This is a genomic window from Rhodococcus sp. WAY2 (assembly GCF_009859915.1).
Taxonomy (GTDB): domain Bacteria; phylum Actinomycetota; class Actinomycetes; order Mycobacteriales; family Mycobacteriaceae; genus Rhodococcus_F; species Rhodococcus_F oxybenzonivorans.
Map to the genome: position 1 here is coordinate 2,937,278 of NZ_CP046572.1, position 21,007 is coordinate 2,958,284.

General features: G+C 65.8%; 22 protein-coding genes and 1 tRNA gene. 22 read left to right on the forward strand and 1 reads right to left on the reverse strand.

The annotated features are described in order from the left end of the window. The first annotated feature begins 65 nt into the window (after nucleotides 1-65). The 16 genes from GFS60_RS13640 (at nucleotide 66) to GFS60_RS13715 (ending at nucleotide 15,679) form a co-directional block, all read left to right on the forward strand. Nucleotides 66-293 carry a hypothetical protein gene (locus tag GFS60_RS13640; RefSeq protein WP_159921909.1) on the forward strand — a complete coding sequence of 76 codons (228 nt, stop codon included), beginning with the start codon at nucleotides 66-68 and terminating at the stop codon, nucleotides 291-293. A 1-nt stretch (nucleotide 294) separates the two neighbouring features. Continuing rightward, nucleotides 295-1,149 (forward strand): TlyA family RNA methyltransferase, encoded by an 855-nt coding sequence (locus tag GFS60_RS13645; RefSeq protein WP_159921911.1) that lies wholly within the window; start codon nucleotides 295-297, stop codon nucleotides 1,147-1,149. After that, entirely contained in the window at nucleotides 1,146-2,099 is a 954-nt protein-coding gene (locus GFS60_RS13650; RefSeq protein ID WP_109329442.1) for an NAD kinase, read from the forward strand. The genes GFS60_RS13645 and GFS60_RS13650 overlap by 4 nt, the downstream gene beginning before the upstream one ends. A gap of 2 nt (nucleotides 2,100-2,101) precedes the next feature. After that, nucleotides 2,102-3,874, forward strand: coding sequence for a DNA repair protein RecN (gene recN / locus GFS60_RS13655; RefSeq protein ID WP_159921913.1), 1,773 nt, complete (start codon nucleotides 2,102-2,104; stop codon nucleotides 3,872-3,874). A 91-nt stretch (nucleotides 3,875-3,965) separates the two neighbouring features. Next, nucleotides 3,966-5,150 (forward strand): putative cytokinetic ring protein SteA, encoded by a 1,185-nt coding sequence (steA, locus tag GFS60_RS13660; RefSeq protein ID WP_159921915.1) that lies wholly within the window; start codon nucleotides 3,966-3,968, stop codon nucleotides 5,148-5,150. Beyond that, entirely contained in the window at nucleotides 5,147-6,097 is a 951-nt protein-coding gene (locus GFS60_RS13665) for a copper transporter (protein ID WP_159921917.1), read from the forward strand. Before steA ends, GFS60_RS13665 begins: the two co-directional genes overlap by 4 nt. 144 nt (nucleotides 6,098-6,241) lie before the next feature. After that, a complete protein-coding gene (locus GFS60_RS13670) occupies nucleotides 6,242-8,011 on the forward strand; it encodes a CTP synthase (protein ID WP_159921919.1) in 1,770 nt (589 codons plus the stop codon). 13 nt (nucleotides 8,012-8,024) lie between these two features. Then, nucleotides 8,025-8,684, forward strand: a complete 660-nt coding sequence (locus GFS60_RS13675) for an NUDIX domain-containing protein (protein ID WP_159921921.1) — start codon at nucleotides 8,025-8,027, stop codon at nucleotides 8,682-8,684. Between the two features lie 4 nt (nucleotides 8,685-8,688). After that, nucleotides 8,689-9,612 (forward strand): site-specific tyrosine recombinase XerD, encoded by a 924-nt coding sequence (gene xerD, locus GFS60_RS13680; protein WP_236603453.1) that lies wholly within the window; start codon nucleotides 8,689-8,691, stop codon nucleotides 9,610-9,612. A gap of 160 nt (nucleotides 9,613-9,772) precedes the next feature. Next, on the forward strand, nucleotides 9,773-10,672 hold the full coding sequence (locus GFS60_RS13685) for a ParA family protein (RefSeq protein ID WP_236603454.1): 900 nt from the start codon (nucleotides 9,773-9,775) through the stop codon (nucleotides 10,670-10,672). Further along, entirely contained in the window at nucleotides 10,673-11,554 is an 882-nt protein-coding gene (locus GFS60_RS13690; protein ID WP_159921925.1) for a segregation and condensation protein A, read from the forward strand. Further along, nucleotides 11,551-12,270, forward strand: a complete 720-nt coding sequence (scpB, locus tag GFS60_RS13695) for an SMC-Scp complex subunit ScpB (RefSeq protein WP_159921927.1) — start codon at nucleotides 11,551-11,553, stop codon at nucleotides 12,268-12,270. The genes GFS60_RS13690 and scpB overlap by 4 nt, the downstream gene beginning before the upstream one ends. Before the next feature lie 18 nt (nucleotides 12,271-12,288). Continuing rightward, nucleotides 12,289-13,410, forward strand: a complete 1,122-nt coding sequence (locus GFS60_RS13700; RefSeq protein ID WP_159921929.1) for a pseudouridine synthase — start codon at nucleotides 12,289-12,291, stop codon at nucleotides 13,408-13,410. Beyond that, nucleotides 13,407-14,096, forward strand: a complete 690-nt coding sequence (gene cmk / locus GFS60_RS13705) for a (d)CMP kinase (RefSeq protein ID WP_159921931.1) — start codon at nucleotides 13,407-13,409, stop codon at nucleotides 14,094-14,096. Before GFS60_RS13700 ends, cmk begins: the two co-directional genes overlap by 4 nt. Continuing rightward, entirely contained in the window at nucleotides 14,093-15,520 is a 1,428-nt protein-coding gene (gene der / locus GFS60_RS13710) for a ribosome biogenesis GTPase Der (RefSeq protein WP_109329462.1), read from the forward strand. Before cmk ends, der begins: the two co-directional genes overlap by 4 nt. 85 nt (nucleotides 15,521-15,605) lie before the next feature. Then, nucleotides 15,606-15,679: transfer RNA gene (locus GFS60_RS13715), tRNA-Pro, on the forward strand. Between the two features lie 139 nt (nucleotides 15,680-15,818). On the opposite strand, the gene GFS60_RS13720 is transcribed toward GFS60_RS13715, so the two are convergent. After that, nucleotides 15,819-16,583, reverse strand: coding sequence for a L,D-transpeptidase (locus GFS60_RS13720; RefSeq protein ID WP_159921933.1), 765 nt, complete (start codon nucleotides 16,581-16,583; stop codon nucleotides 15,819-15,821). A gap of 150 nt (nucleotides 16,584-16,733) precedes the next feature. Here GFS60_RS13720 and GFS60_RS13725 point away from each other — a divergent pair, with 150 nt between their 5' ends. From GFS60_RS13725 to GFS60_RS13750, 6 genes are all read left to right on the forward strand, one after another. Then, a complete protein-coding gene (locus tag GFS60_RS13725; protein ID WP_159921935.1) occupies nucleotides 16,734-17,174 on the forward strand; it encodes an SRPBCC family protein in 441 nt (146 codons plus the stop codon). An 85-nt stretch (nucleotides 17,175-17,259) separates the two neighbouring features. After that, on the forward strand, nucleotides 17,260-17,877 hold the full coding sequence (locus tag GFS60_RS13730) for an NUDIX hydrolase (RefSeq protein WP_159921937.1): 618 nt from the start codon (nucleotides 17,260-17,262) through the stop codon (nucleotides 17,875-17,877). A gap of 40 nt (nucleotides 17,878-17,917) precedes the next feature. After that, nucleotides 17,918-18,952, forward strand: a complete 1,035-nt coding sequence (locus tag GFS60_RS13735) for an SMP-30/gluconolactonase/LRE family protein (RefSeq protein ID WP_159921939.1) — start codon at nucleotides 17,918-17,920, stop codon at nucleotides 18,950-18,952. A 145-nt stretch (nucleotides 18,953-19,097) separates the two neighbouring features. Next, nucleotides 19,098-19,721 (forward strand): CDP-alcohol phosphatidyltransferase family protein, encoded by a 624-nt coding sequence (locus tag GFS60_RS13740; protein ID WP_159921941.1) that lies wholly within the window; start codon nucleotides 19,098-19,100, stop codon nucleotides 19,719-19,721. Then, nucleotides 19,721-20,584, forward strand: coding sequence for a DUF881 domain-containing protein (locus GFS60_RS13745; RefSeq protein WP_159921943.1), 864 nt, complete (start codon nucleotides 19,721-19,723; stop codon nucleotides 20,582-20,584). The genes GFS60_RS13740 and GFS60_RS13745 overlap by 1 nt, the downstream gene beginning before the upstream one ends. Nucleotides 20,585-20,642: 58 nt before the next feature. After that, nucleotides 20,643-21,005, forward strand: coding sequence for a small basic family protein (locus GFS60_RS13750; protein ID WP_159921945.1), 363 nt, complete (start codon nucleotides 20,643-20,645; stop codon nucleotides 21,003-21,005). The last annotated feature ends 2 nt before the right edge of the window (nucleotides 21,006-21,007 follow it).

Here is a 21,007-nt window from a genome sequence, read left to right on the forward strand (position 1 = left end):
CCTTTGTGTCCGCGGCGCGGTTCGCTGTATGCGTATCCGAAGGGGATCGACTAGCGTTGTGCCCGATGAGCACGCCAATACCGCGCCCGGGAGCCCATCTACCTGGGCCAACGCCGAGTGTCGACCCCGAGAAGATTTCCGCGGAGGTGGACGGATTGCTGACGCGGCTGCACGCCGTCGAACCAGATCCCGAGGACCCACACGGAGTCGGTGTCATTCCGAAGAAAGCGCATCTGCTCGAGAAGGCCCACGACGTTCTGGTGGAAGCGCTGGCCGCCGTGGACAAGATCTGAGGTGGCCCGACGCGCGCGGGTGGATGCCGAACTCGTTCGGCGTGGACTGGCCCGGTCCCGTGAACACGCCCAGGAACTCATAACATCCGGCAGAGTGCTGATCTCCGGAGTAGCTGCGACCAAACCCGCTACCGCCGTCGAAGCGGGAACACCGCTACGGGTGGTCGAGGTGGACAACGAGGTGTCCTGGGCTTCGCGGGGCGCCCACAAGTTGCTCGGAGCTCTCGAAGCGTTCGGACCCGGCGGGCTCTCGGTCGACGGAAAGCGGTGTCTCGACGCCGGCGCCTCGACGGGGGGTTTCACGGATGTACTTCTCCACCACGGCGCCCGGGAGGTGGTCGCGGTGGATGTCGGATACGGCCAGTTGGTGTGGCGGTTGCAGTCGGACGATCGGGTTCGTGTGGTCGACCGCACCAACGTGCGTGCTATCGACGCCGAGCGCATCGGCGGACCTGTCGATCTCGTGGTCGCCGACCTGTCGTTCATTTCCCTCGAACTCGTGCTGCCGGCCTTCGTCGCGTGTGTGACTGCCGGGGCAGATCTCGTTCCGATGGTGAAGCCGCAGTTCGAAGTCGGTAAAGATCATGTCGGGTCGGGCGGAGTTGTCCGTGACCCGGAACTGCGGGTGGCTGCCGTGCTCAGGGTGGCAAGGGCCGCGGAGTCCCTGGGGCTGCGTACGCTGGGAGCCGTCGCGAGCCCGTTGCCAGGTCCCTCCGGAAATGTCGAGTATTTCCTGTGGCTCCGTTCGGGTGCCACTGCGGTGCCGGAACCGGGTGTCGTACCCGGGGTTGATGATGAACCGGTCGACTCGATCGAAGAGTTGATCCGCACCGCGGTGCAGGAAGGACCACAGTGAGCGGGGGAAGCAGCGGCACGGCACGCGAGATTCTGCTGGTGGCGCACCCGGGCCGGGCCGAAATCACTGAGACGGCACGGCGCGTCGGTGAGATCTTCAAGAGCGCTGGAATCGGACTGCGCGTCCTCGTCGACGAGGTCGACAACACGCGCATCGAACCAATGGACGGCATGGCGCCCGACGAGTTCCTCGTGCCGGGATTCGAGGTGACGATCGTCCAGGCCGGTCCGCACGCCGCCCTCGGCTGCGAAATGGTGCTGGTCCTCGGAGGAGATGGGACTTTCCTTCGCGCCGCGGAACTTGCTCAGGCCGCGTCCATTCCGGTGCTGGGTATCAACCTCGGGCGCATCGGCTTCCTCGCCGAAACGGAGGCCGAACATCTGGACGAGGCACTCGGTCAGGTGGTGCGCCGCGAATACCGGGTGGAACAGCGCATGACGCTGGACGTCGTCGTCCGGGTGGACGACGAGATCATCGAGCGGGGCTGGGCGCTCAACGAAGCGAGCATCGAGAACCGGTCCCGGCTCGGTGTTCTCGAAGTAGTGCTCGAAGTCGACGGCCGCCCCGTGTCGGCGTTCGGATGCGACGGAGTGCTCATCTCGACACCGACCGGGTCGACGGCCTACGCCTTCTCCGCCGGCGGTCCCGTCGTGTGGCCCGAACTCGAAGCCCTGCTGGTTGTTCCGAGCAATGCCCACGCACTCTTCGCGCGGCCGCTCGTCACCAGCCCGGAGTCGATCATTGCTGTCGAGACGGTGGCCGGTAGTCATGATGGCTTGGTGTTCTGTGATGGCAGGAGAACTCTCGAACTTCCTGCGGGTGCGCGGGTGGAGGTGGTGCGCGGTAAGGAAGCCGTTCGCTGGGTGCGACTCGACTCGGCTCCCTTCGCCGATCGCATGGTGCGAAAGTTCGAGCTGCCCGTCACCGGGTGGCGAGGAAGGAAACCCTAGACGTGCTGGCAGAGATCAGGATCGACAACCTCGGTGTGATCTCCGAGGCGTCCGCGCAGTTCCACGAAGGCTTGACAGTACTCACCGGTGAGACAGGCGCCGGAAAGACGATGGTGGTGACCAGCCTCCATCTCCTCAGCGGTGCCCGGGCAGACGCGGGCCGGGTGCGTCTCGGGGCGCCGCGAGCCGTCGTCGAAGGTCGTTTCGTGACGGACGAGAATTCCGAACGCGTCGAGCGGGCAGTTGCCGAGTTGCTCGAGTCGACCGGCGCGGAGCGGGACGAAGACGGCACCATCATCGCCGTGCGGACGGTCAGCAGCGACGGCCGCTCGCGCGCGCACCTCGGCGGCCGCAGTGTCCCGGCAGGAGTGCTGTCCGACTTCACCGACCCGCTACTGACCGTGCACGGGCAGAACGACCAACTGCGGCTGTTACGACCCGACCAGCAGCGTGCTGCGCTCGACCGATTCGCGGAGAAAACCGTCGGCCCTCTGCTGGCGCGGTACCGCAAGCACCGCGACGAGTGGCTGACGGCACGATCGGAGTTGATCGAGCGAACCGGCCGCACGCGCGAACTCGCGCAGGAGGCCGATCAGCTGACGTTTGCCCTCAACGAAATCGACGGCATCGCACCCACCCCGGGGGAGGACGAGTCGATCGTCGCGGAGGTGCGCAGGCTCAGCGAACTCGACTCCTTGCGGTCGGCAGCGCAGGAGGCGCAGACCGCGCTTGCCGGCGGTGACGAGATGGACGGTGACGGCGTGTCGCCGCCCGCCCTCGACTTGTTGTCCGAAGCCCGCGCCCGTATCGAGTCCGCCACCGATCCGGAGCTCGACGGGCTGGGTTCGCGTCTTGCGGATGCCATCGCCGTGGTCACGGACGTGTCGGCCGACCTCACCACCTACCTGGCCGGACTGCCCGCGGACCCCGGCGCGCTCGATTCGCTGTTGTCGAGGCAGGCGGAGCTCAAGAACCTCACGCGCAAGTACGCTGCGGACGTCGACGGCGTGCTGGAGTGGGCCGAGAACGCGCGGGCGCGGCTCGAGAAGATCGATGTGTCGTCCGATGCGCTGGCAGCGCTGACGAAGCAGGTGGAGGAGTCGGCGGCGGCGACTGCGGAGGCGGCATCGAAACTCACCGCCGCCCGTGTCAAGGCTGCGGCCAAGCTCGCCAAGGCAGTGAGTTCGGAGCTGTCCGGTCTCGCGATGGGCCGCGCAGCTCTCGACGTGTCGGTACGCGCACGTGCGGCGGGCCCTCAGGACACCGCTCCGCTCACCGTCGAGGACGCACAGGTGCATGCCGGGTCCTCTGGTGTCGACGAAGTCGAATTCAGGTTGTCGGCCCATAGTGGTGCACAGTCGCTGCCGATCAGCAAGAGCGCCTCGGGCGGTGAACTTTCCCGGGTGATGCTGGCACTCGAGGTGGTGCTTGCCGGATCCGATTCGGGTGCGACCATGGTGTTCGACGAGGTCGACGCTGGAGTAGGCGGTCGCGCTGCAGTCGAGATCGGCAAGCGACTGGCGCGGCTGGCGAGAACCCACCAGGTGATCGTCGTGACCCACCTGCCGCAGGTGGCGGCATTCGCCGATACCCATCTGGTGGTCGACAAGGTCGACGACGCCGACGGAGTCGTCAGTAGCGGGGTGCGCACCCTCACCGATGACGAGCGGGTCGTGGAACTGGCCAGGATGCTCGCCGGTCTCGACGACACCGAAACCGGTCGTGCGCACGCTGAGGAACTGCTGGCCACGGCAAAAGCGGAACGCGCTGTCTGAACGAAAACTGTTGGTGATGGTGGGACCGATGTGGTAGCTGGTTCGGCGCGCCTCCACAGGTGGGCTGTGCATCCGCGTCATCATCGAAGCCATGAAGATGCCGGCACTGCTGTCACGTAACACCGAAACTTTGCCTGGGGTCAGCGGCATCGCCAGGGTGGACCGCAACACAGCCAAGCTGCTGAGGCGTGTCGGGCCAGGCGACGTCGTCGTTCTCGACGAGCTCGACCTCGATCGCGGTACCGCGGACGCCTTGGTCAAGGCCGGCGTTCTCGCAGTGATCAACGCGTCTCCGTCGATTTCGGGGCGCTATCCGAATCTGGGACCGGAGGTGATCGTCGCCAACGGGATCCTCCTGATCGATTCCGCGGGAACCGAGGTCTTCAAGAGCATCAAGGACGGAAGCAAGGTTCGGATCGACGGCGGCTGCGTCTATTCGGGGGAGCGGCGCATCGCCAAGGGCGACGAGCAGACCGAGGCCGAAATCTCCGATCGGATGATCGAGGCGAAGACGGGACTGGTCGATCACCTGGAAGCGTTCTCCGGCAACACGATCGAGTTCATCCGCACCGAAAGTCCGCTTCTCATCGACGGGGTGGGAGTGCCGGATGTCGACGTCGACATGAAGGATCGGCACGTGGTGATCGTGTCCGACGGACCGGATCACGCGTCGGATCTGAAAAATCTCAAACCGTTCATAAAGGAATACTCGCCGATCCTCATCGGGGTGGGGGCAGGCGCCGATGTACTCAGATCTGCCGGCTACCGGCCCGACCTCATCGTCGGTGACCCGGAGGACATCACCAGCGCGACGCTGAAGTCCGGCGCCGAGGTGGTGTTGCCGGCAGACCAGGACGGGCATGCCTCGGGCTTGTCGCGTATCCAGGACCTGGGCATCGGGGCGATGACGTTCCCGGCTTCCGGGTCTCCGTCGGACCTGGCACTGCTCCTTGCCGATCACCACGGTGCCTCGTTGATCGTGACCGTGGGCAATACGGTCTCTCTCGACGAGTTCTTCGACCGCGGCCGCCGCGACAGCAATCCGTCGGCGTTCATGACCCGATTGAAAGTCGGACCCAAGCTGGTGGACGCCAAGGCCGTGGCGACCCTTTACCGCAGCAGGGTGTCGGGAGGCGCCATCGCTCTGCTCGTACTGGCCGCTCTGGTTGCGGTGATCGTGGCCCTCGTGGTGTCGAATGTCGGTGGGGAAGCTCTGGACTGGGCTATCGCGACCTGGAATAGCTTTGCGCTGCGGGTGCAGGGGTTCTTCAAGTGATTTCTCTGCGTCAACATGCCATTTCGATCGCAGCGATCTTCCTGGCGCTGGCAATCGGGGTGGTGCTGGGATCCGGCCTGCTGTCGAGCGGTCTGGTGTCCGGTCTCCGCGATGACAAGGTTGATTTGCAGAACGACATCGAAAAAGCGAACGAACGCAACAACCAGCTGACCGAGCAGCTGAATTCGGCCGATGGTTTCGACTCGGCGGTGGCCGGCCGGGTGGTGGCCGACGCCCTTGGGGGGCGAACTGTCGTCGTGGTGACAACGCCCGACGCCGACCCTGCCGACCTCGACGGGGTGAACCGGATGATCGGGGCGGCCGGTGGCAGCGTCACGGGACGGGTGTCGCTGACGGACTCGTTCGTCGACGCTACTGGTGGTGACCGGCTGCGCACGGTCGTCAACAATGTCATCCCCGCCGGTGTCACTTTGAAGACGGGTGCCGTGGATCAGGGCAGCCTGGCGGGTGACCTCCTGGGCTCGGTGGTTCTGCTCGGCAAGGAGACCGGTCAGCCGCAGAGTTCACCGCAGGAGAGGGCGCTCGCTCTGGAAACGTTGCGAGGTGCGGGTTTCATCACCTACGACGACGGCGGGGTCGAGCCCGCCCAGCTCGCGGTGGTGCTCACGGGGGACCGTGACGTGGAGGACGGCGCCAGCGGTAACCGGGGCGCGGTGGTTGCCCGGTTCGCGGGAGCGTTGGACTCGCGTGGCGGTGGAACCGTCCTCGCCGGTCGTCCGGCTTCAGCGCAGGGAAACGGTGCGGTCGCCGTTGCCCGTGCCGATGCCGCACTGTCGGCGGCGCTCACGACGATCGACAACATCGACCGCGAGGCAGGGAAGATTACCGTTCCGCTGTCTTTGCAGGAACAGCTCGGCGGCGGCGCCGGCCGGTATGGGACCGGACCGGGAACCACCGGAGTCACGGTCGGGGCGACGCCCGCGTAGTGCACGTCACACCATGGGGGAGTGCAATCTCGGCGCGTTGTTTCCCGCAGGTCTGCGGAGGTGTTACCGTGAAGTCCCGTGGGTCGGCAGGCCCCAGCATTGCTCGAACAGACCAAGCCCTGCACAGTCGTCACGGGAGCCCCTTTGCCACAGTCACGCACTTCTTCGCGTACCGCCACCAAGCACATCTTCGTCAGCGGCGGCGTCGCCTCCTCGCTCGGCAAGGGCCTCACAGCCTCGAGTCTGGGACAATTGCTGACCGCGCGAGGGATGCGCGTGACCATGCAGAAACTGGATCCGTACCTCAACGTCGATCCGGGAACGATGAATCCCTTCCAGCACGGTGAAGTGTTCGTGACGGAAGACGGCGCCGAAACCGACCTCGATGTCGGCCACTACGAGCGCTTCCTCGATCGCGACCTTTCCGGTCAGGCGAATGTGACCACGGGGCAGGTGTATTCGACGGTCATCGCCAAGGAACGGCGGGGGGAGTATCTCGGGGACACCGTCCAGGTCATTCCGCACATCACGGACGAAATCAAGAGCCGCATCCTCGCCATGAGTGGGCCGGACCTGCAGGGTCAGCGTCCCGATGTGGTGATCACCGAGATCGGCGGCACCGTCGGCGACATCGAGTCGCAGCCGTTCCTCGAGGCGGCCCGTCAGGTGCGACACGACGTCGGCCGCGACAATGTCTTCTTCCTCCACGTCTCTCTGGTTCCGTACCTGGCGCCGTCGGGTGAGCTGAAGACGAAACCCACACAGCACTCGGTTGCCGCGCTGCGGAACATCGGTATCCAGCCCGACGCGCTGATCCTGCGCTGCGACCGTGAGGTCCCGCCGGCGCTGAAGAACAAGATCGCGCTGATGTGCGACGTCGACGTCGACGGATGTATCTCGACACCCGACGCGCCGTCGATCTACGACATTCCGAAGGTTCTCCACAGCGAGGGTCTCGACGCATACGTCGTGCGTCAGCTGGGACTACCGTTCCGGGACGTGGACTGGACGGTCTGGGGAAATCTTCTCGAGCGCGTCCACCAGCCGCGCGAGACGGTGCGGATCGCGCTCGTCGGCAAGTACGTCGACCTTCCCGACGCGTACCTGTCGGTCACCGAGGCACTGCGAGCCGGAGGCTTCGCTCACCGATCCAAGGTGGAGATCTCCTGGGTTCCCTCGGACGCCTGTGAGACCGAAGCCGGAGCGCAGGCAGCGCTGGGGGATGTGGACGGCGTGCTGATTCCCGGCGGTTTCGGGATCCGCGGCATCGAGGGCAAGCTCGGCGCCATCCGGTATGCACGCCACCGCAAGATCCCACTGCTCGGCCTGTGCCTCGGCTTGCAGTGCGTCGTGATCGAGGCCGCCCGCAGCGTGGGGCTCGAGGATGCCAACTCTGCGGAGTTCGAGCCCGAGACGACGCACCCGGTCATCTCCACGATGGCCGATCAGGAAGACGTCGTGGCCGGCGAAGCCGACCTCGGTGGAACGATGCGCCTCGGCGCCTATCCCGCCGTGCTGGCCAAGGGGTCTGTCGTTGCGCGGGCGTACGGCAGCGAGCAGGTTTCCGAGCGTCATCGGCACCGCTACGAGGTCAACAATGCCTACCGCGACCGCATCGCCAAGAGCGGACTTCTCTTCAGTGGGACCTCGCCGGACGGGCACCTCGTCGAGTTCGTCGAGTACCCAGCGAAGCAGCATCCGTTCTTCGTCGCAACGCAGGCCCACCCGGAGCTCAAGAGCCGTCCGACTCGTCCGCATCCCTTGTTCGCGGCATTCGTCGCAGCGGCGTTGACGTACAAGCTCGAAGAACGTCTTCCCGTCGACGTCCACGGTGAGGAGCGGTCGGTCGAGGTCGCCGTGGCGGACGAGGTGGCTGCCGCCACCGACCGGGCGTCGATCGACAGTGCCGGATAAGTAGAGCCGGCGCATGACCGACACCGATCGGCACGAATTCGACATTCTCGACTCGCGCGTCGTCTACAGCGGGGCCATCCTGGCATTGCGTCTGGACGAGGTGGCGATGCCGAATGGGCGGACAGCCGAACGAGAGGTCGTCGAGCATCACGGCGCAGTTGCCGTCGTGGTGCTCGACGACGAGAACCGGCTCGTCCTCATCCACCAGTACCGCCACCCGGTGGGCCGCCGGCTGTGGGAGATTCCGGCGGGCCTCCTCGACGAACCGGACGAGGACCCGCTCGAGGCTGCGAAGCGGGAGCTGGCCGAGGAAACAGGACTCGCGGCGAAACAGTGGGCGGTCCTCGTGGATGTGGCTGTCTCGCCCGGCTTCACCGACGAGTCGGTGCGGGTGTTTCTCGCGGAGGACCTTTACACCGTCCACCGGCCCGAACCGGAGCACGAAGAGGCGGACCTCGAGATAGAGCGGTTCCCGCTCGACGAGGCGGTGGCGATGGTCCTGCGCGGTGAGATCGTCAACGCCACCGCGGTTTCCGGGATCATGTCGTTGGCCGCAATCAAGTCGCGACCCGACACGCCACTACGCGACCGGGATGCACCGTGGGTCGATCGTCCGGCGAGTTTCAGTGAGAGAGAACGCTCACGTGCCGGGGTCGAAGCCGCGGGAGAATGATCCGGTGATCGCGCGGCAGGTCGAAACCTACATCGATCACCTGGCAGTCGAACGCGGTGCTGCCCGCAACACCATCTCGTCGTATCGGCGTGACCTGTCGCGGTACACACAATTCCTCGCCGATCGAGGGATCACGGACATCGGACGGGTCCGCGAGCAGGATGTCAGTGAATTCGTCGTCGCGCTGCGCAGCGGTGACCCCGAGCGCGGCCTGCCGGCGCTGGCCGCGAGTTCGGCCGCCCGCGCGTTGATCGCGGTGCGCGGGTTTCACCGTTTTGCCGCCGCTGAGGGGATGGCGGCGGTGGACGTGGCTCGGGTAGTCCGACCACCCTCGCCGGCCACCCGGCTTCCCAAATCGTTGCCCGTCCGCGAGGTGCTGTCGCTACTCGAGGCCGTCGGCGGCGCAGGGCCCGCCGACGGGCCCAGAGCGGTGCGCGACCGCGCTCTTCTCGAGTTGCTGTACTCCACGGGGGCCCGGATCTCCGAAGCGGTCGGCCTCGATGTAGACGACATCGACACCGAGAACCGCTCCGTCCTGCTCCGGGGCAAGGGCGGAAAGCATCGTGTCGTCCCCGTGGGCAGGCCCGCGGTCGAAGCCCTCGACGCCTACCTCGTCCGCGGCCGGCCGGCGCTGATGTCGCGGGGCACGCCCGCGCTCTTCCTCAATGTCCGCGGTGGTCGACTGTCACGGCAGAGCGCTTGGAAGGTGTTGCAGACTGCGGCGGAGGCTGCCGGGATCACGGTAGCGGTCTCGCCACACACGCTGCGGCACTCGTTTGCCACTCACCTTTTGGACGGGGGCGCCGACGTGCGCGTCGTCCAAGAGTTGCTCGGACACGCCTCCGTCACGACGACGCAGATATATACCCTGGTCACGGTGGGTTCGCTGCGCGAAGTGTGGGCACACGCCCACCCTCGGGCGCGGTAGGCGAACGCGTGTCGAGGGGAATATTCATGGTACGAAGCGGTAGCGTTCGTATAACGATGTGTGATCGACAGCGAGCATCGAGAGAACAGGGGATCATCGGACCGTGATGACACCGCAGCCGCCAGCAGCGGAGTCAGGGCACTCGCAATCGGAGGGCGACATGTTCGACATGCGACAGACCGACCCCGCAGCCCTGTTCGACGACACCGTCGTCGAATCGGGTGAGCTCGGCCCCACCGGGAGACCGACCCGTGCGGTGCCGGAACCTGCGCCGCTGCCATCCCACGGTCCCGCGAGGATCGTCGCGATGTGCAACCAGAAAGGCGGAGTCGGGAAGACGACGTCCACGATCAACCTGGGGGCGTCCCTCGCCGAGTACGGCCGTCGGGTCCTGCTCGTCGATCTCGACCCGCAGGGCGCGCTGTCTGCCGGCCTGGGGGTCGCGCACCACGACCTCGACCTCACCGTGCACAACCTGCTCGTCGAACCCCGCGTGTCGATCGACGATGTGCTGATGCGGACACGCGTCGAAAATCTCGACCTGTTACCGAGCAACATCGACCTTTCCGCCGCGGAGATTCAGCTCGTCACCGAGGTCGGACGGGAACAGACCCTGGGCCGGGTGCTGCATCCCGTGCTGGACCGGTACGACTACGTCCTCATCGATTGCCAGCCGTCCCTCGGCCTGCTCACCGTCAACGCTCTCGCCTGCGCGGACTCGGTGATCATCCCCATGGAATGCGAATACTTCAGCCTGCGTGGACTGGCGCTGCTCAACGACACCGTCGAAAAGGTGCACGACCGACTGAACCCGAAGCTCGAACTCGCCGGGATCGTGGTGACCATGTTCGACGCCCGCACGCTCCACGCCCGCGAGGTGATGGCCAGGGTGGTCGAGGTGTTCGGCGAGGTGGTGTATGACACGGTGATCAACCGGACCGTGCGATTCCCGGAAACCTCTGTGGCCGGTGAGCCGATCACCACCTGGGCGCCGAAGTCGCCCGGTGCCGAGGCGTACCGCGCGTTGGCCCGTGAGGTCATCCACCGTTCCGGCCGGTAAGTGGTGAACACCCAGGACGTCGTGGCTCCATCGCATACCGAGAATCCCGGCGCGGCATCGGTGCCGGCCGAGTCGAACGATCAGCAGGCCTCCGCCGTCAAGGCCGGCTTCCGGGTGACCCTGCGGAACTTCGAGGGACCCTTCGACCTGCTGCTCACGCTCATCAACCAGCGTGAGCTCGACGTAACGGAAGTCGCGCTCCATCAGGTGACCGACGACTTCATCGTTTACACCCGCGAACTCGGTGCGGAGATGGGCCTCGACCAGACCACCGAGTTCCTGGTGGTCGCCGCAACACTCCTCGACCTCAAGGCGGCGCGACTCCTTCCTGCCGGACAGGTGGAGGACGCCGAGGATCTGGCCCTGCTGGAGGCCCGTGACCTGCTGTTTGCCCGACTGCTCCAATATCGCGCGTACAAGCAGGCGGCCCAGCTGTTCGGCGAACTCGAAGCGGCGGCCCTTCGGCGATATCCGCGATCGGTCGCACTGGAAGACCAGTTCACAAGCCTGCTTCCCGAGGTTTTGCTCGGTGTCGACCCGCAGCGATTCGCCGAGATCGCCGCAACCGTGTTCACCCCACGCCCGACTCCGACCGTGGGACTCGACCACCTGCACGACATGCACGCGGTGTCGGTGCCGGAGCAGGCCGCCCGGATACTGGAACTGCTTCGCGGACGTGGCGCGAATCAATGGGCGAGCTTCGGTGAACTGGTGTCGGAATGTGAGGTAGCAGTCGAGATCGTGGCACGATTTCTCGCGCTGCTCGAGCTGTACCGCGAGCAGTCGGTGCTGTTCGAGCAACCCGAGCCTCTCGGTGAATTGTTGGTGAGCTGGACCGGGGGCGACGTCCGTCTCCCGGTGACCGAGGAGGATTACGGATGAGCTCGGCCCCGCACGACGAGCCCCACCAGCCCCATGCCTCCGGCGGTGACGATGAGCCGGCTTCGCTCGGCGGTGACGACGAACTGTCGGACGCCGAGCTCGAGGCCGTTCTGGAGTCGCTGCTGTTGATCGTCGATTCGCCTGCCGGGGTCGATCTGCTGTCCTCCGTGACCGGGGCTTCTGTGAAACGCATCACCGAGACCCTCAACCGGATGTCCGCCGAGCTCACGGCCCGCAGTAGTGGCATGGACCTCCGATATGCCGGTGACGGTTGGCGTCTCTATACCCGCACCGTCTACGCGCCCTACGTGGAGCGCCTGCTGCTGGATGGGGCACGCTCCAAGCTGACGAGGGCTGCTTTGGAGACTCTTGCTGTCGTGGCATACCGTCAACCGTTGACCCGCGCACGGATCAGTGCGGTGCGCGGCGTCAACGTGGATGGTGTGGTGCGCACGCTTCTCGCTCGTGGATTGATCGCCGAAGCCGGGGTCGATCCCGATACCAACGCCACGCAGTACTCGACGACGGAGCTCTTTCTGGAACGGCTCGGCTTGGCCTCTCTGGCCGATCTGCCCGCCCTGGCCCCGTTGCTGCCGGACGTGGACCTGATAGACGACATCAGCGACAGTCTGGAATCTGACCCACGATTTGCGAGAATGAATAAAGCTACGGCGTCCACGGACAAGTTGGACACCGGGCTCGACACCGAAGACTGACAGGGATCGTAGAAAAAAGTGAAGAAACCCGCTCGCCGAGATGGCACACCGGATCGCAACAACAACAAGCATCGCACCGACAAGACGGAGACCGGCCACAGGTCGGGCCGGTCGGACACCGGCCAGCGTCCAGGTCGGCCGGAGGCCGCAAAGACCCGAACAGGTCGGCCGGAGGCCGCGAAGACCCGAACAGGTCGGCCGGACGCCGCGAAGGGCCGCTCAGGTAGGCCGGACGCCGCGAAGACTCGAACCGGCAGGCCGGAAGCCCCGGTCGCCACGAACAAGCGGGGCAAGCCGAAATCGGCCAAACCCCAGCGCGCGCAAACTCAGGCCCCCAAGGTCAGCAATGCCAAGCCCGCCCGGCACCAGCATGCAGACGCCGAAAGGCCCGTCGGGCCCCCACAGGGCGACGGTGTGCGGCTGCAGAAGGTGCTCGCCCAGGCCGGAGTCGCGTCGCGTCGCGCCGCCGAGGAACTGATCTCCCGGGGGCGGGTCGAGGTCGACGGTCGCATCGTGATCGAGCAGGGATTGCGGATCGACCCCGAAAACGCTGTCGTTCGCGTGGACGGGGTACGCGTCGTCGTCCAGAAGGATCTGGTCCATCTCGCGCTGAACAAGCCTCGCGGGTGGCAGTCGACCATGTCCGACGACCTCGGTCGTCCGTGCGTGGGTGACATCGTCTCCGAAAGGGTCGCGGCCGGTCAGCGGCTGTTCCACGTGGGCCGCCTCGACGCCGACACCGAGGGTCTGCTGCTGCTGACCAACGACGGCGATCTGGCCCATCGGCTCATGCACCCGTCGTTCGAGGTGTCGAAGACCTATCTGGCGACCGTGTCCGGTGCACTCGAGCGCGGTGTCGGGAAGAAGCTCAAAGAGGGCGTCGAACTCGACGACGGTCCGGCGAAAGTCGACACCTTCACCCTCCTCGACATCAACGAGGGCAAGTCTTTGGTTCGGGTCACGCTGCATGAAGGCCGCAAGCACATCGTGCGCCGACTGTTCGACGCAGTCGGACACCCGGTGATCCGGCTCGTCCGGACGGACATCGGTCCCGTGGCCCTGGGTGAACAGCGCCCGGGAACGCTGCGAGTCCTCGGCCGCGGCGAGGTCGGCGGCCTGTACGGGGCGGTGGGTCTGTGAGCGCCGCCTCGCTTGTCGTCGCCATGGACGGGCCGTCCGGAACCGGCAAGTCGAGTGTGTCTCGGCAGCTGGCGCAGGAGCTCGGAGCCCGCTACCTCGACACCGGTGCCATGTACCGGATCGCTACCTTGCATGTACTTCGCAAGGGAGTGGACCTCGGGGATCCCGACGCGATTGCCGACGCCACCGCCGGTCTGCCCTGGTCGATCGGCACCGACCCCACCCGTGAGCAGGTTCTGCTCGACGGTGAGGACGTCGCCCAGGAGATTCGAGGTGACGCGGTCACCAAAGCTGTCTCTGCCGTCTCCGCCGTCCCTGCCGTTCGCGCTCGCCTCGTCGAGGCGCAGCGTCGTCTGACAGCGGAGGCGGACCGGATCGTCGTGGAAGGGCGGGACATCGGGACGGTCGTCCTGCCCGACGCCGACGTAAAGATTTTTCTCACCGCTTCGTCGGCCGCCCGCGCTCAGCGCAGGAACGCGCAGAATCTCGCGGAGGGGCGAGGTGACGATTACGCCGCGGTCCTCGCCGACGTCGAGCGTCGCGACCACCTCGACTCCACACGCGCCGTGTCGCCGCTGCGGCCGGCAGAAGATTCTGTGCTGGTCGACACCAGCGAACTCGGAATCGACGACGTGATCGGCAGGTTGCTGCTGGTGGTAAGCGAGAGAACTGGAGCAGTGCAGTGACCGAACAATTCACAACTGAATTCGCGGGCGACGGAACGTGGAGCGAAGAGTCCGACTGGGAAGTCGTCGATCTGGAGGACGGAACCGACGGCGAAGCCCATATTCCCGTACCCACCGTTGCGGTGGTAGGCCGTCCGAATGTGGGTAAATCCACGCTGGTCAACCGCATCATCGGTCGTCGTGAGGCGGTCGTCGAGGACATTCCGGGTGTCACCCGCGACCGCGTTTCCTATGAGGCCAACTGGAGCGGTCGCCGATTCCTGGTACAGGACACCGGTGGTTGGGAGCCCGACGCGAAGGGTCTCCAGCAGTCCGTGGCGCGGCAGGCGGAACTGGCGATGCAGACCGCGGATGCGATTCTCCTCGTGGTCGACGCCGTTGTCGGCGCTACCGCCACCGATGAGGCCGTCGCCAAGGTCCTGCGCCGCTCCAAAACTCCAGTCTTGCTGGTAGCGAACAAGGTTGACGACGGGCGCACCGAATCCGAGGTTGCGGCCCTGTGGTCGCTGGGTCTCGGGCAACCGCACTCGGTGAGTGCGACACACGGTCGAGGTACCGGCGACCTCCTGGACGAGGTTCTCGCCGCGCTGCCCGAAACCCCTCGCGAAGGTATCCCGGGTGGCGGTCCGAGGCGTGTCGCTCTGGTCGGGAAACCGAACGTCGGCAAGTCGAGTCTGCTGAACAAGCTGTCGGGTGACGAGCGTTCCGTCGTCCACAACGTTGCGGGCACTACCGTCGACCCGGTCGACTCGATCGTCGAGCTCGGTGGCCGGCCGTGGCGGTTCGTCGACACGGCAGGCTTGCGTAAGCGCGTCAGTCACGCCAGCGGCGCCGAGTTCTACGCCTCCCTTCGCACGAAGAGTGCCATCGAGGCCGCCGAGGTCGCGATTCTGCTCATCGATGCGTCAGAGCCGATCTCGGAGCAGGACCTGCGCGTGCTCAGCATGGTGGCCGATGCGGGTCGCGCGCTCGTGATCGCCTTCAACAAGTGGGATCTCGTCGACGAGGATCGCCGCCTTCAGCTCGATCGGGAAGTCGACCGGGACCTGGTCCGGGTGCCGTGGGCCCAGCGGGTCAACATCTCGGCGCACACAGGTCGGGCGGTACAGAAGTTGGTACCCGCGCTGGACACGGCGCTCGAGTCCTGGGACAAGCGCATTCCGACCGGCCGGCTCAACAACTGGCTGAAGGAAGTCGTGGCTGCCACTCCGCCGCCGATGCGTGGGGGACGTCTCCCACGGGTGATGTTCGCCACCCAGGCCGGAACGCGGCCGCCGACCTTCGTACTGTTCACCACCGGTTTCCTCGAGGCCGGGTACCGGCGATTCCTCGAGCGGCGCCTGCGTGAGGAGTTCAACTTCGACGGCAGCCCCGTCCGGATCTCGGTTCGTGTCCGGGAGAAGCGGGACCGACGCGGGCGGTAGCTCGGGAGAATCGCCCTGACCAGGCGATTAGCGTTCAGGACTGCCACTGATGTAATCTCATCGAGCACCTGAACGAGGGTGTGGACGGGCTGTGGCGCAGCTTGGTAGCGCACTTGACTGGGGGTCAAGTGGTCGCAGGTTCAAATCCTGTCAGCCCGACCGCACATGACCTGGTGGACGAACATGTCCGCCAGGTCATTGTCGTTTCTGGCCTTGCTCCCTCGCGCGAGACTCGCGGACACCGGGAAGGCAATGGCCGAGGGAGCGCGGACGGTGACGCATCCGCGCTGTTCTGGCGTCAGTTCGTGACGATGACGGGGTCACCGATCTTGGCGTGGTCGTAGAACCATCGCGCATTCTCGATGCTGAGATTGATACAGCCGTGACTGACGTTCTCGCGCCCCTGCGAGGCGACCGACCAGGGCGCGCCGTGGATGAAGATCCCGCCCCAGGTGATGCGGGTGGCGTACTCCACGTAGAGCCGGTACCCCTCCGGGGAGTCGATCGGGACGCCGTACGTCGACGAGTCCATCACCATGTCGCGGAACTTCTCGAGGACGGGGAAGGTGCCCAGCGGCGTTTCGTAGCCGGGTTTACCAAACGACGCCGGCATGGTGTGCACTACGCGGTCGTTGATGCTCACGGTGAACTGGTGTGTCGTAGTGTTCGCTACGGCGACCAGCGCGTCGCCGACCTGGAACTGGGTCTTCGATCCCGCGAATTCGACGGTGACCGCGGTGTGCGCCGGCCAGAAAGCGTCCGGGCTCCACCGCAGTTCGCTGTCATCGATCCACGAATAGTGTCCGGTCACAGGCGTCGACGGGGAGATCGCGACGGAGCGTTCGGCGCTCGCCCGGTCGGCGACGGGCGATCGGAACCGGATGATGATCGGATGCGCGACGCCGACGACCTCACCGCTCGAGGGTGCGATGGCCGGAGCGACGACTTTCGCAACGACGGCCGACGGTACAGCGGTGCCGGTGGCACTCACCCCGCACAAGGCCAGGATGGCGAGAACCGCCACGAGAAACAGGCGTGCACCGTGCTGCTGCGCTTTACGCATGGCCGTCAGCCCTTCGCATCACTGTGAGCTCATTTCAGTGAAACACAGCGTCGTCCGGGATCGGAACCGGGGAGATGTCACGACTTCATGACTGCTCGACGGTCCCGCGAGTAGCGTCAGTTCCGGGATGTCAGCGAAACGGAGGCGCACATGTCCGGACGATTCGAAGGCACCGTGGTGATCGACCGCCCCATCGAGTACGTGTTCGCCTATCTCGCGGCAGGCGTCAACGACCCGGATTTCAGTCCCCGTGTGCAGAAGATCACGAAGTCCACCGACGGACCACCCGGAGTCGGGACGGTGTTCGTCAGCACCGTGAAAGATGCCGGAATGACCACCACACGGGAATTCGAGCTGACCGAATTCGAGGCACCGAGAAAGATCCGGTGGACCGAACGATCCAAGAACATCGTGACGGCGAAGGAAGGCGGCTACGACCTCGAGCCGGCCGGAGCCGCCACGAAAGTCACCATCTACAACGAGCTGGAAGGCCACGGAATCGGCAAGCTGATCGCTCCTCTCGCGCTCCGCGCTGCACGCAAGGACGCGCCGAACTTCGCTCGGCGAATCAAGGCGGCCGCGGAGAAATGATTCTCCTGTGTGCCGGCCGACAGCGTGACGTACCGAGAGATTCAAACGGCAGGAAATCACGCGCAGGGGCGGATAGTGTCGGGTGATGGTTGATGCGCCCGTCCTCGACAGAAACCACCTCGCCGACGCGCTCGCACACTTCGAACCGCGGATAGTCGATCCGACCAATCGTCGATCGGCGGCAGTCGTGATCGCCGTGATGAGCGACGGATCGGGTGGGCAGGCCATTCCACTCACCATGCGCCCGACCAAGATGCGAGCGCACCCGGGCCAATTCGCATTGCCCGGGGGCGGCGTGGATGCGGGGGAGACCGGGGCGGACGCGGCGCGCCGTGAATTGCACGAAGAGCTCGGTCTCGATGTGGAGCCGTCCGCGGTTCTCGGCCGCCTCGACGACTACGTCACCCGCTCCGGCTACGTCATCACACCGTTCGTCGTGTGGTCGGATCGATCGATCACTACTCTCGTTCCCCATCTCGAGGAGGTGGCGGAAGTCTTCGCGGTGGGACTCTCCGAAATCGACACCGAGCCGCGGTTCGTCGACATCCCCGAATCGTCGAAGCCGGTGATCCAATGGCCGTTCCGGCGCCACCTGGTACACGCGCCGACCGGCGCCGTGGTGTACCAATTCCGGGAAGTCGCGCTCCACGGCCGCCACACCCGCATCGACGGGTTCGACCAACCGGTCTTCGCTTGGCGTTAGCCGAATCACGGTGGGGTTGCCGCGACTAGGGTCATACCCTGTGACCATCTTCGAGTCCGTGGCTCGCAAACTCGACCGCACCGGCGTCGACCCTGTCGTCTGGCATGCTCCCGCACCGCCCACTCCCACAGGTCTTCTCGCGCCCAACCGAGTGCTCGACGATGCCGAGCGATGGCAGCTGCCGTCCGGTGAAGGCCCGGAAGACGTCGCCGTCGATGCCGAGGGACGGGTGATCACCGGGGGCAACGACGGTCGGATCTGGCGGTTCGATATCCACGGGAAGGCGATCCCGATCGCCGACACCGGCGGGCGCCCCCTCGGGATCGAGGTGCTGGACGACGGCCGATTTCTCGTGTGTGATGCCGCGCGCGGGGTCCTGCGGGTAGATGACAGTGGGCACGTCGAGGTGCTGGCCGAATCCGCTGTGGGGCGACCGATCCTGGCGTGCAACAACTCTGCCGTCGGCCGTGACGGGATCGTGTATTTCACCGACTCGTCGGCCCGCTTCACCATCGATGATCATCGGTACGATCTTCTCGAGCACCGGGGGACCGGCCGACTGCTTCGGTTGGACCCGAAGACGGGGGAGACCGATCTCCTCGCAGAGGGGTTGCAGTTCGCCAACGGCGTCGGATTGGCGGCAGATGAATCCTTCGTCCTGGTCGCCGAGACCGGGGCCTATCGAATTTCTCGCGTCGACCTCACGGGCCCGTCTCGGGGAAGCGTGTCGGTATGGGCGGAGAACCTCCCCGGCATTCCCGACAACATGACGTCGCACACGTCGGCCGGTCTGTTCTGGGTGGCGCTCTACAGTCCGCGCATGAGAGTGCTCGACATGCTCGCGCCGTATCCGACGTTCCGGATTCTGGCAGCAAATCTGCCCGAAGCGGTGCAGCCCGCCCCGCAGCGTGCCGGCTGGGTGATCGCCCTCGACTCGAACGGGACGATCGTGCACAGCCTGCGCGGTGGTAAAGGAAGCTACTCACCCGTCACCGGTGTCCGGGAGCATGAGGGGTGGCTGTATATGGGAAGTCTGACCGCGGACTGTGTTGCCCGAGTCCGAGCGCCGCGATGATCGGACTCGGTTCGCATATCGACGAGTGACACGTGGCTGAGGTGGCCCACGGTCGCCTGAAGCCCGGACCCGTTGTGGAAGAGTGGCGAGAGCGTTGCGAGGAGCAGCGCGCGACACTGCGCAATCGAGGGCTGGGGAGACTGTGGTGGATTCGGTGGACCGGGACATCGTGCGGTCGGACCGCATCGTGACCGTGCCCAACGTCCTCAGTGTCATCCGCTTGATCGGCGTGCCGCTGTTCGTCTATCTCTTGCTCGTCACCCACGCCGACGGGTGGGCGCTGGCCATCCTCATGATCAGTGGATTCACCGACTGGCTCGACGGCAAGCTGGCGCGGGTACTGAACCAGTCCTCGAAGCTGGGTGCGCTCCTCGACCCCTTCGTCGACCGCCTCTACGTCGTGACCACCTTGGTGACTTTCGTGGTGCGCGGGTTCATTCCCTGGTGGGTGGCCGCCATCCTCATCGGGCGTGACGCCGTTCTGGCACTGACCCTGCTCATCTACCGGCGCCGCGGACTGCCCCCACCGGACGTGATCTATCTGGGTAAGGGTGCAACCTTCCTGCTCATGTTCGCACTGCCGATGATCCTCGCCGCGCACGTCGACTGGGATTTCGCCCCGGTCGCGCAGCCTGCGGGTGCCGCTCTCCTCATCTGGGGCACAGCGTTGTACCTCTGGACCGGTCTGCTGTACATCGCCAACGCATTCGTCGTCGCACGTACCGTTCCCGTGCGAGCGCCGGGTGGCGACGACCGCGAGGTCCGCTGATGGAGCGCACCGACACGGGCGTCCGCCGAAATCCGGTGCCGTCCCTTCTCCGGTCCCTGATGAACGATCACCTGGACCCCGGCTACGAGGGCGCCGCCGAGGATCGCGAACACGGCCATGCGCGGCAGACCCGGTGGGGAAACCGGGTATGGATTTCCCTCGGTGCGCTGCTGATCGGCCTGGTGCTCGCGGTGGCGTACCGCCAGGCCACCGAACGCCTGCCGGGTACCGAACAGGTCCGGGCAGAACTGCTCGGCAAGGTACACGACGCCGAAGCCCGCGTCGGGAGTCTCGAGGACACCCGCGACGGCCTGTCCGTGCGCACCGACGACGCCCGCGCCGCAGCCTTGGCGGGTGATGCCCGTGGATCCGCCGTCCTCACGGAGCTGCGCGCCCTCGAGGGTGACGCCGCGGTCGAGGCCGTCCGCGGTCCAGGACTCACCGTGACACTGACCGATCCCGCGGCTCGGCCCAACCTGTCCGACTCGTCGCAGCGCTCGGTGGGGGGAAAGGCTGTGGTGCTCGACCGCGACCTCCAATCAGTTGTCAACTCGTTGTGGGCCAGCGGAGCCGAAGCCGTGGCGGTCGGTGATGTACGGATCGGTCCTACCGTGACGATCCGGCAGGCGGGCGGCGCGATGCTCGTCGACAATCAGCCCGTGTTCTCGCCATACGTGGTGTCTGCGATCGGACCGCAGAGGCCGATGCAGACGGGATTCGTGGTGAGCGATGCGTATTTGCGGATGTCGAGTATTGCTCAGCTGTACGGCATCGGCTTCTCGGTGGCCGAAGCAGACGAACTCGACCTTCCCGCGGCCCCGGCTCGCGAGGTGCGCTCGGCGCAGGTGGCAGGAACTCGATGAGACGGCGGAGTGACGAGGAACTCGATGAGAGGGCTAGTGACATGGAGGCGGCGCTCGGATGAAGGCAGTGCTCAAGGGTGGATCGGCGGTGTACGGCGTCCTCGCGCTGGTGGTGGGCATCGTGCTCGGAGTGGTGTTCAGCCCTCAGGTGCCCGATGCCGTGCAGCCCTACCTGCCGATCGCCGTGGTGGCGGCGCTCGACGCCGTGTTCGGCGGACTGCGTGCCTACCTGGACGAGATCTTCGATTCGAAGGTGTTCGTCGTCTCGTTCGTGTTCAACGTTCTGGTGGCCGCGCTGATCGTGTGGCTGGGGGATCAACTGGGAGTGGGCACCCAGTTATCGACCGCGATCGTCGTGGTCCTCGGTATCCGGATCTTCGGCAACGCGGCGGCTCTCCGCCGTCGCCTCTTCGGAGCGTGATC

Coding starts and splice junctions, on each gene's coding strand:
- GFS60_RS13720 (WP_159921933.1), bottom strand. CDS start 16,583: ATGCGTAAAGCGCAGCAGCACGGTGCACGCCTGTTTCTCGTGGCGGTT.
- steA (WP_159921915.1), top strand. CDS start 3,966: ATGAAGATGCCGGCACTGCTGTCACGTAACACCGAAACTTTGCCTGGG.
- GFS60_RS13750 (WP_159921945.1), top strand. CDS start 20,643: ATGAAGGCAGTGCTCAAGGGTGGATCGGCGGTGTACGGCGTCCTCGCG.
- GFS60_RS13685 (WP_236603454.1), top strand. CDS start 9,773: ATGTTCGACATGCGACAGACCGACCCCGCAGCCCTGTTCGACGACACC.
- GFS60_RS13745 (WP_159921943.1), top strand. CDS start 19,721: ATGGAGCGCACCGACACGGGCGTCCGCCGAAATCCGGTGCCGTCCCTT.
- GFS60_RS13640 (WP_159921909.1), top strand. CDS start 66: ATGAGCACGCCAATACCGCGCCCGGGAGCCCATCTACCTGGGCCAACG.
- GFS60_RS13730 (WP_159921937.1), top strand. CDS start 17,260: ATGGTTGATGCGCCCGTCCTCGACAGAAACCACCTCGCCGACGCGCTC.
- scpB (WP_159921927.1), top strand. CDS start 11,551: ATGAGCTCGGCCCCGCACGACGAGCCCCACCAGCCCCATGCCTCCGGC.
- GFS60_RS13675 (WP_159921921.1), top strand. CDS start 8,025: ATGACCGACACCGATCGGCACGAATTCGACATTCTCGACTCGCGCGTC.
- GFS60_RS13725 (WP_159921935.1), top strand. CDS start 16,734: ATGTCCGGACGATTCGAAGGCACCGTGGTGATCGACCGCCCCATCGAG.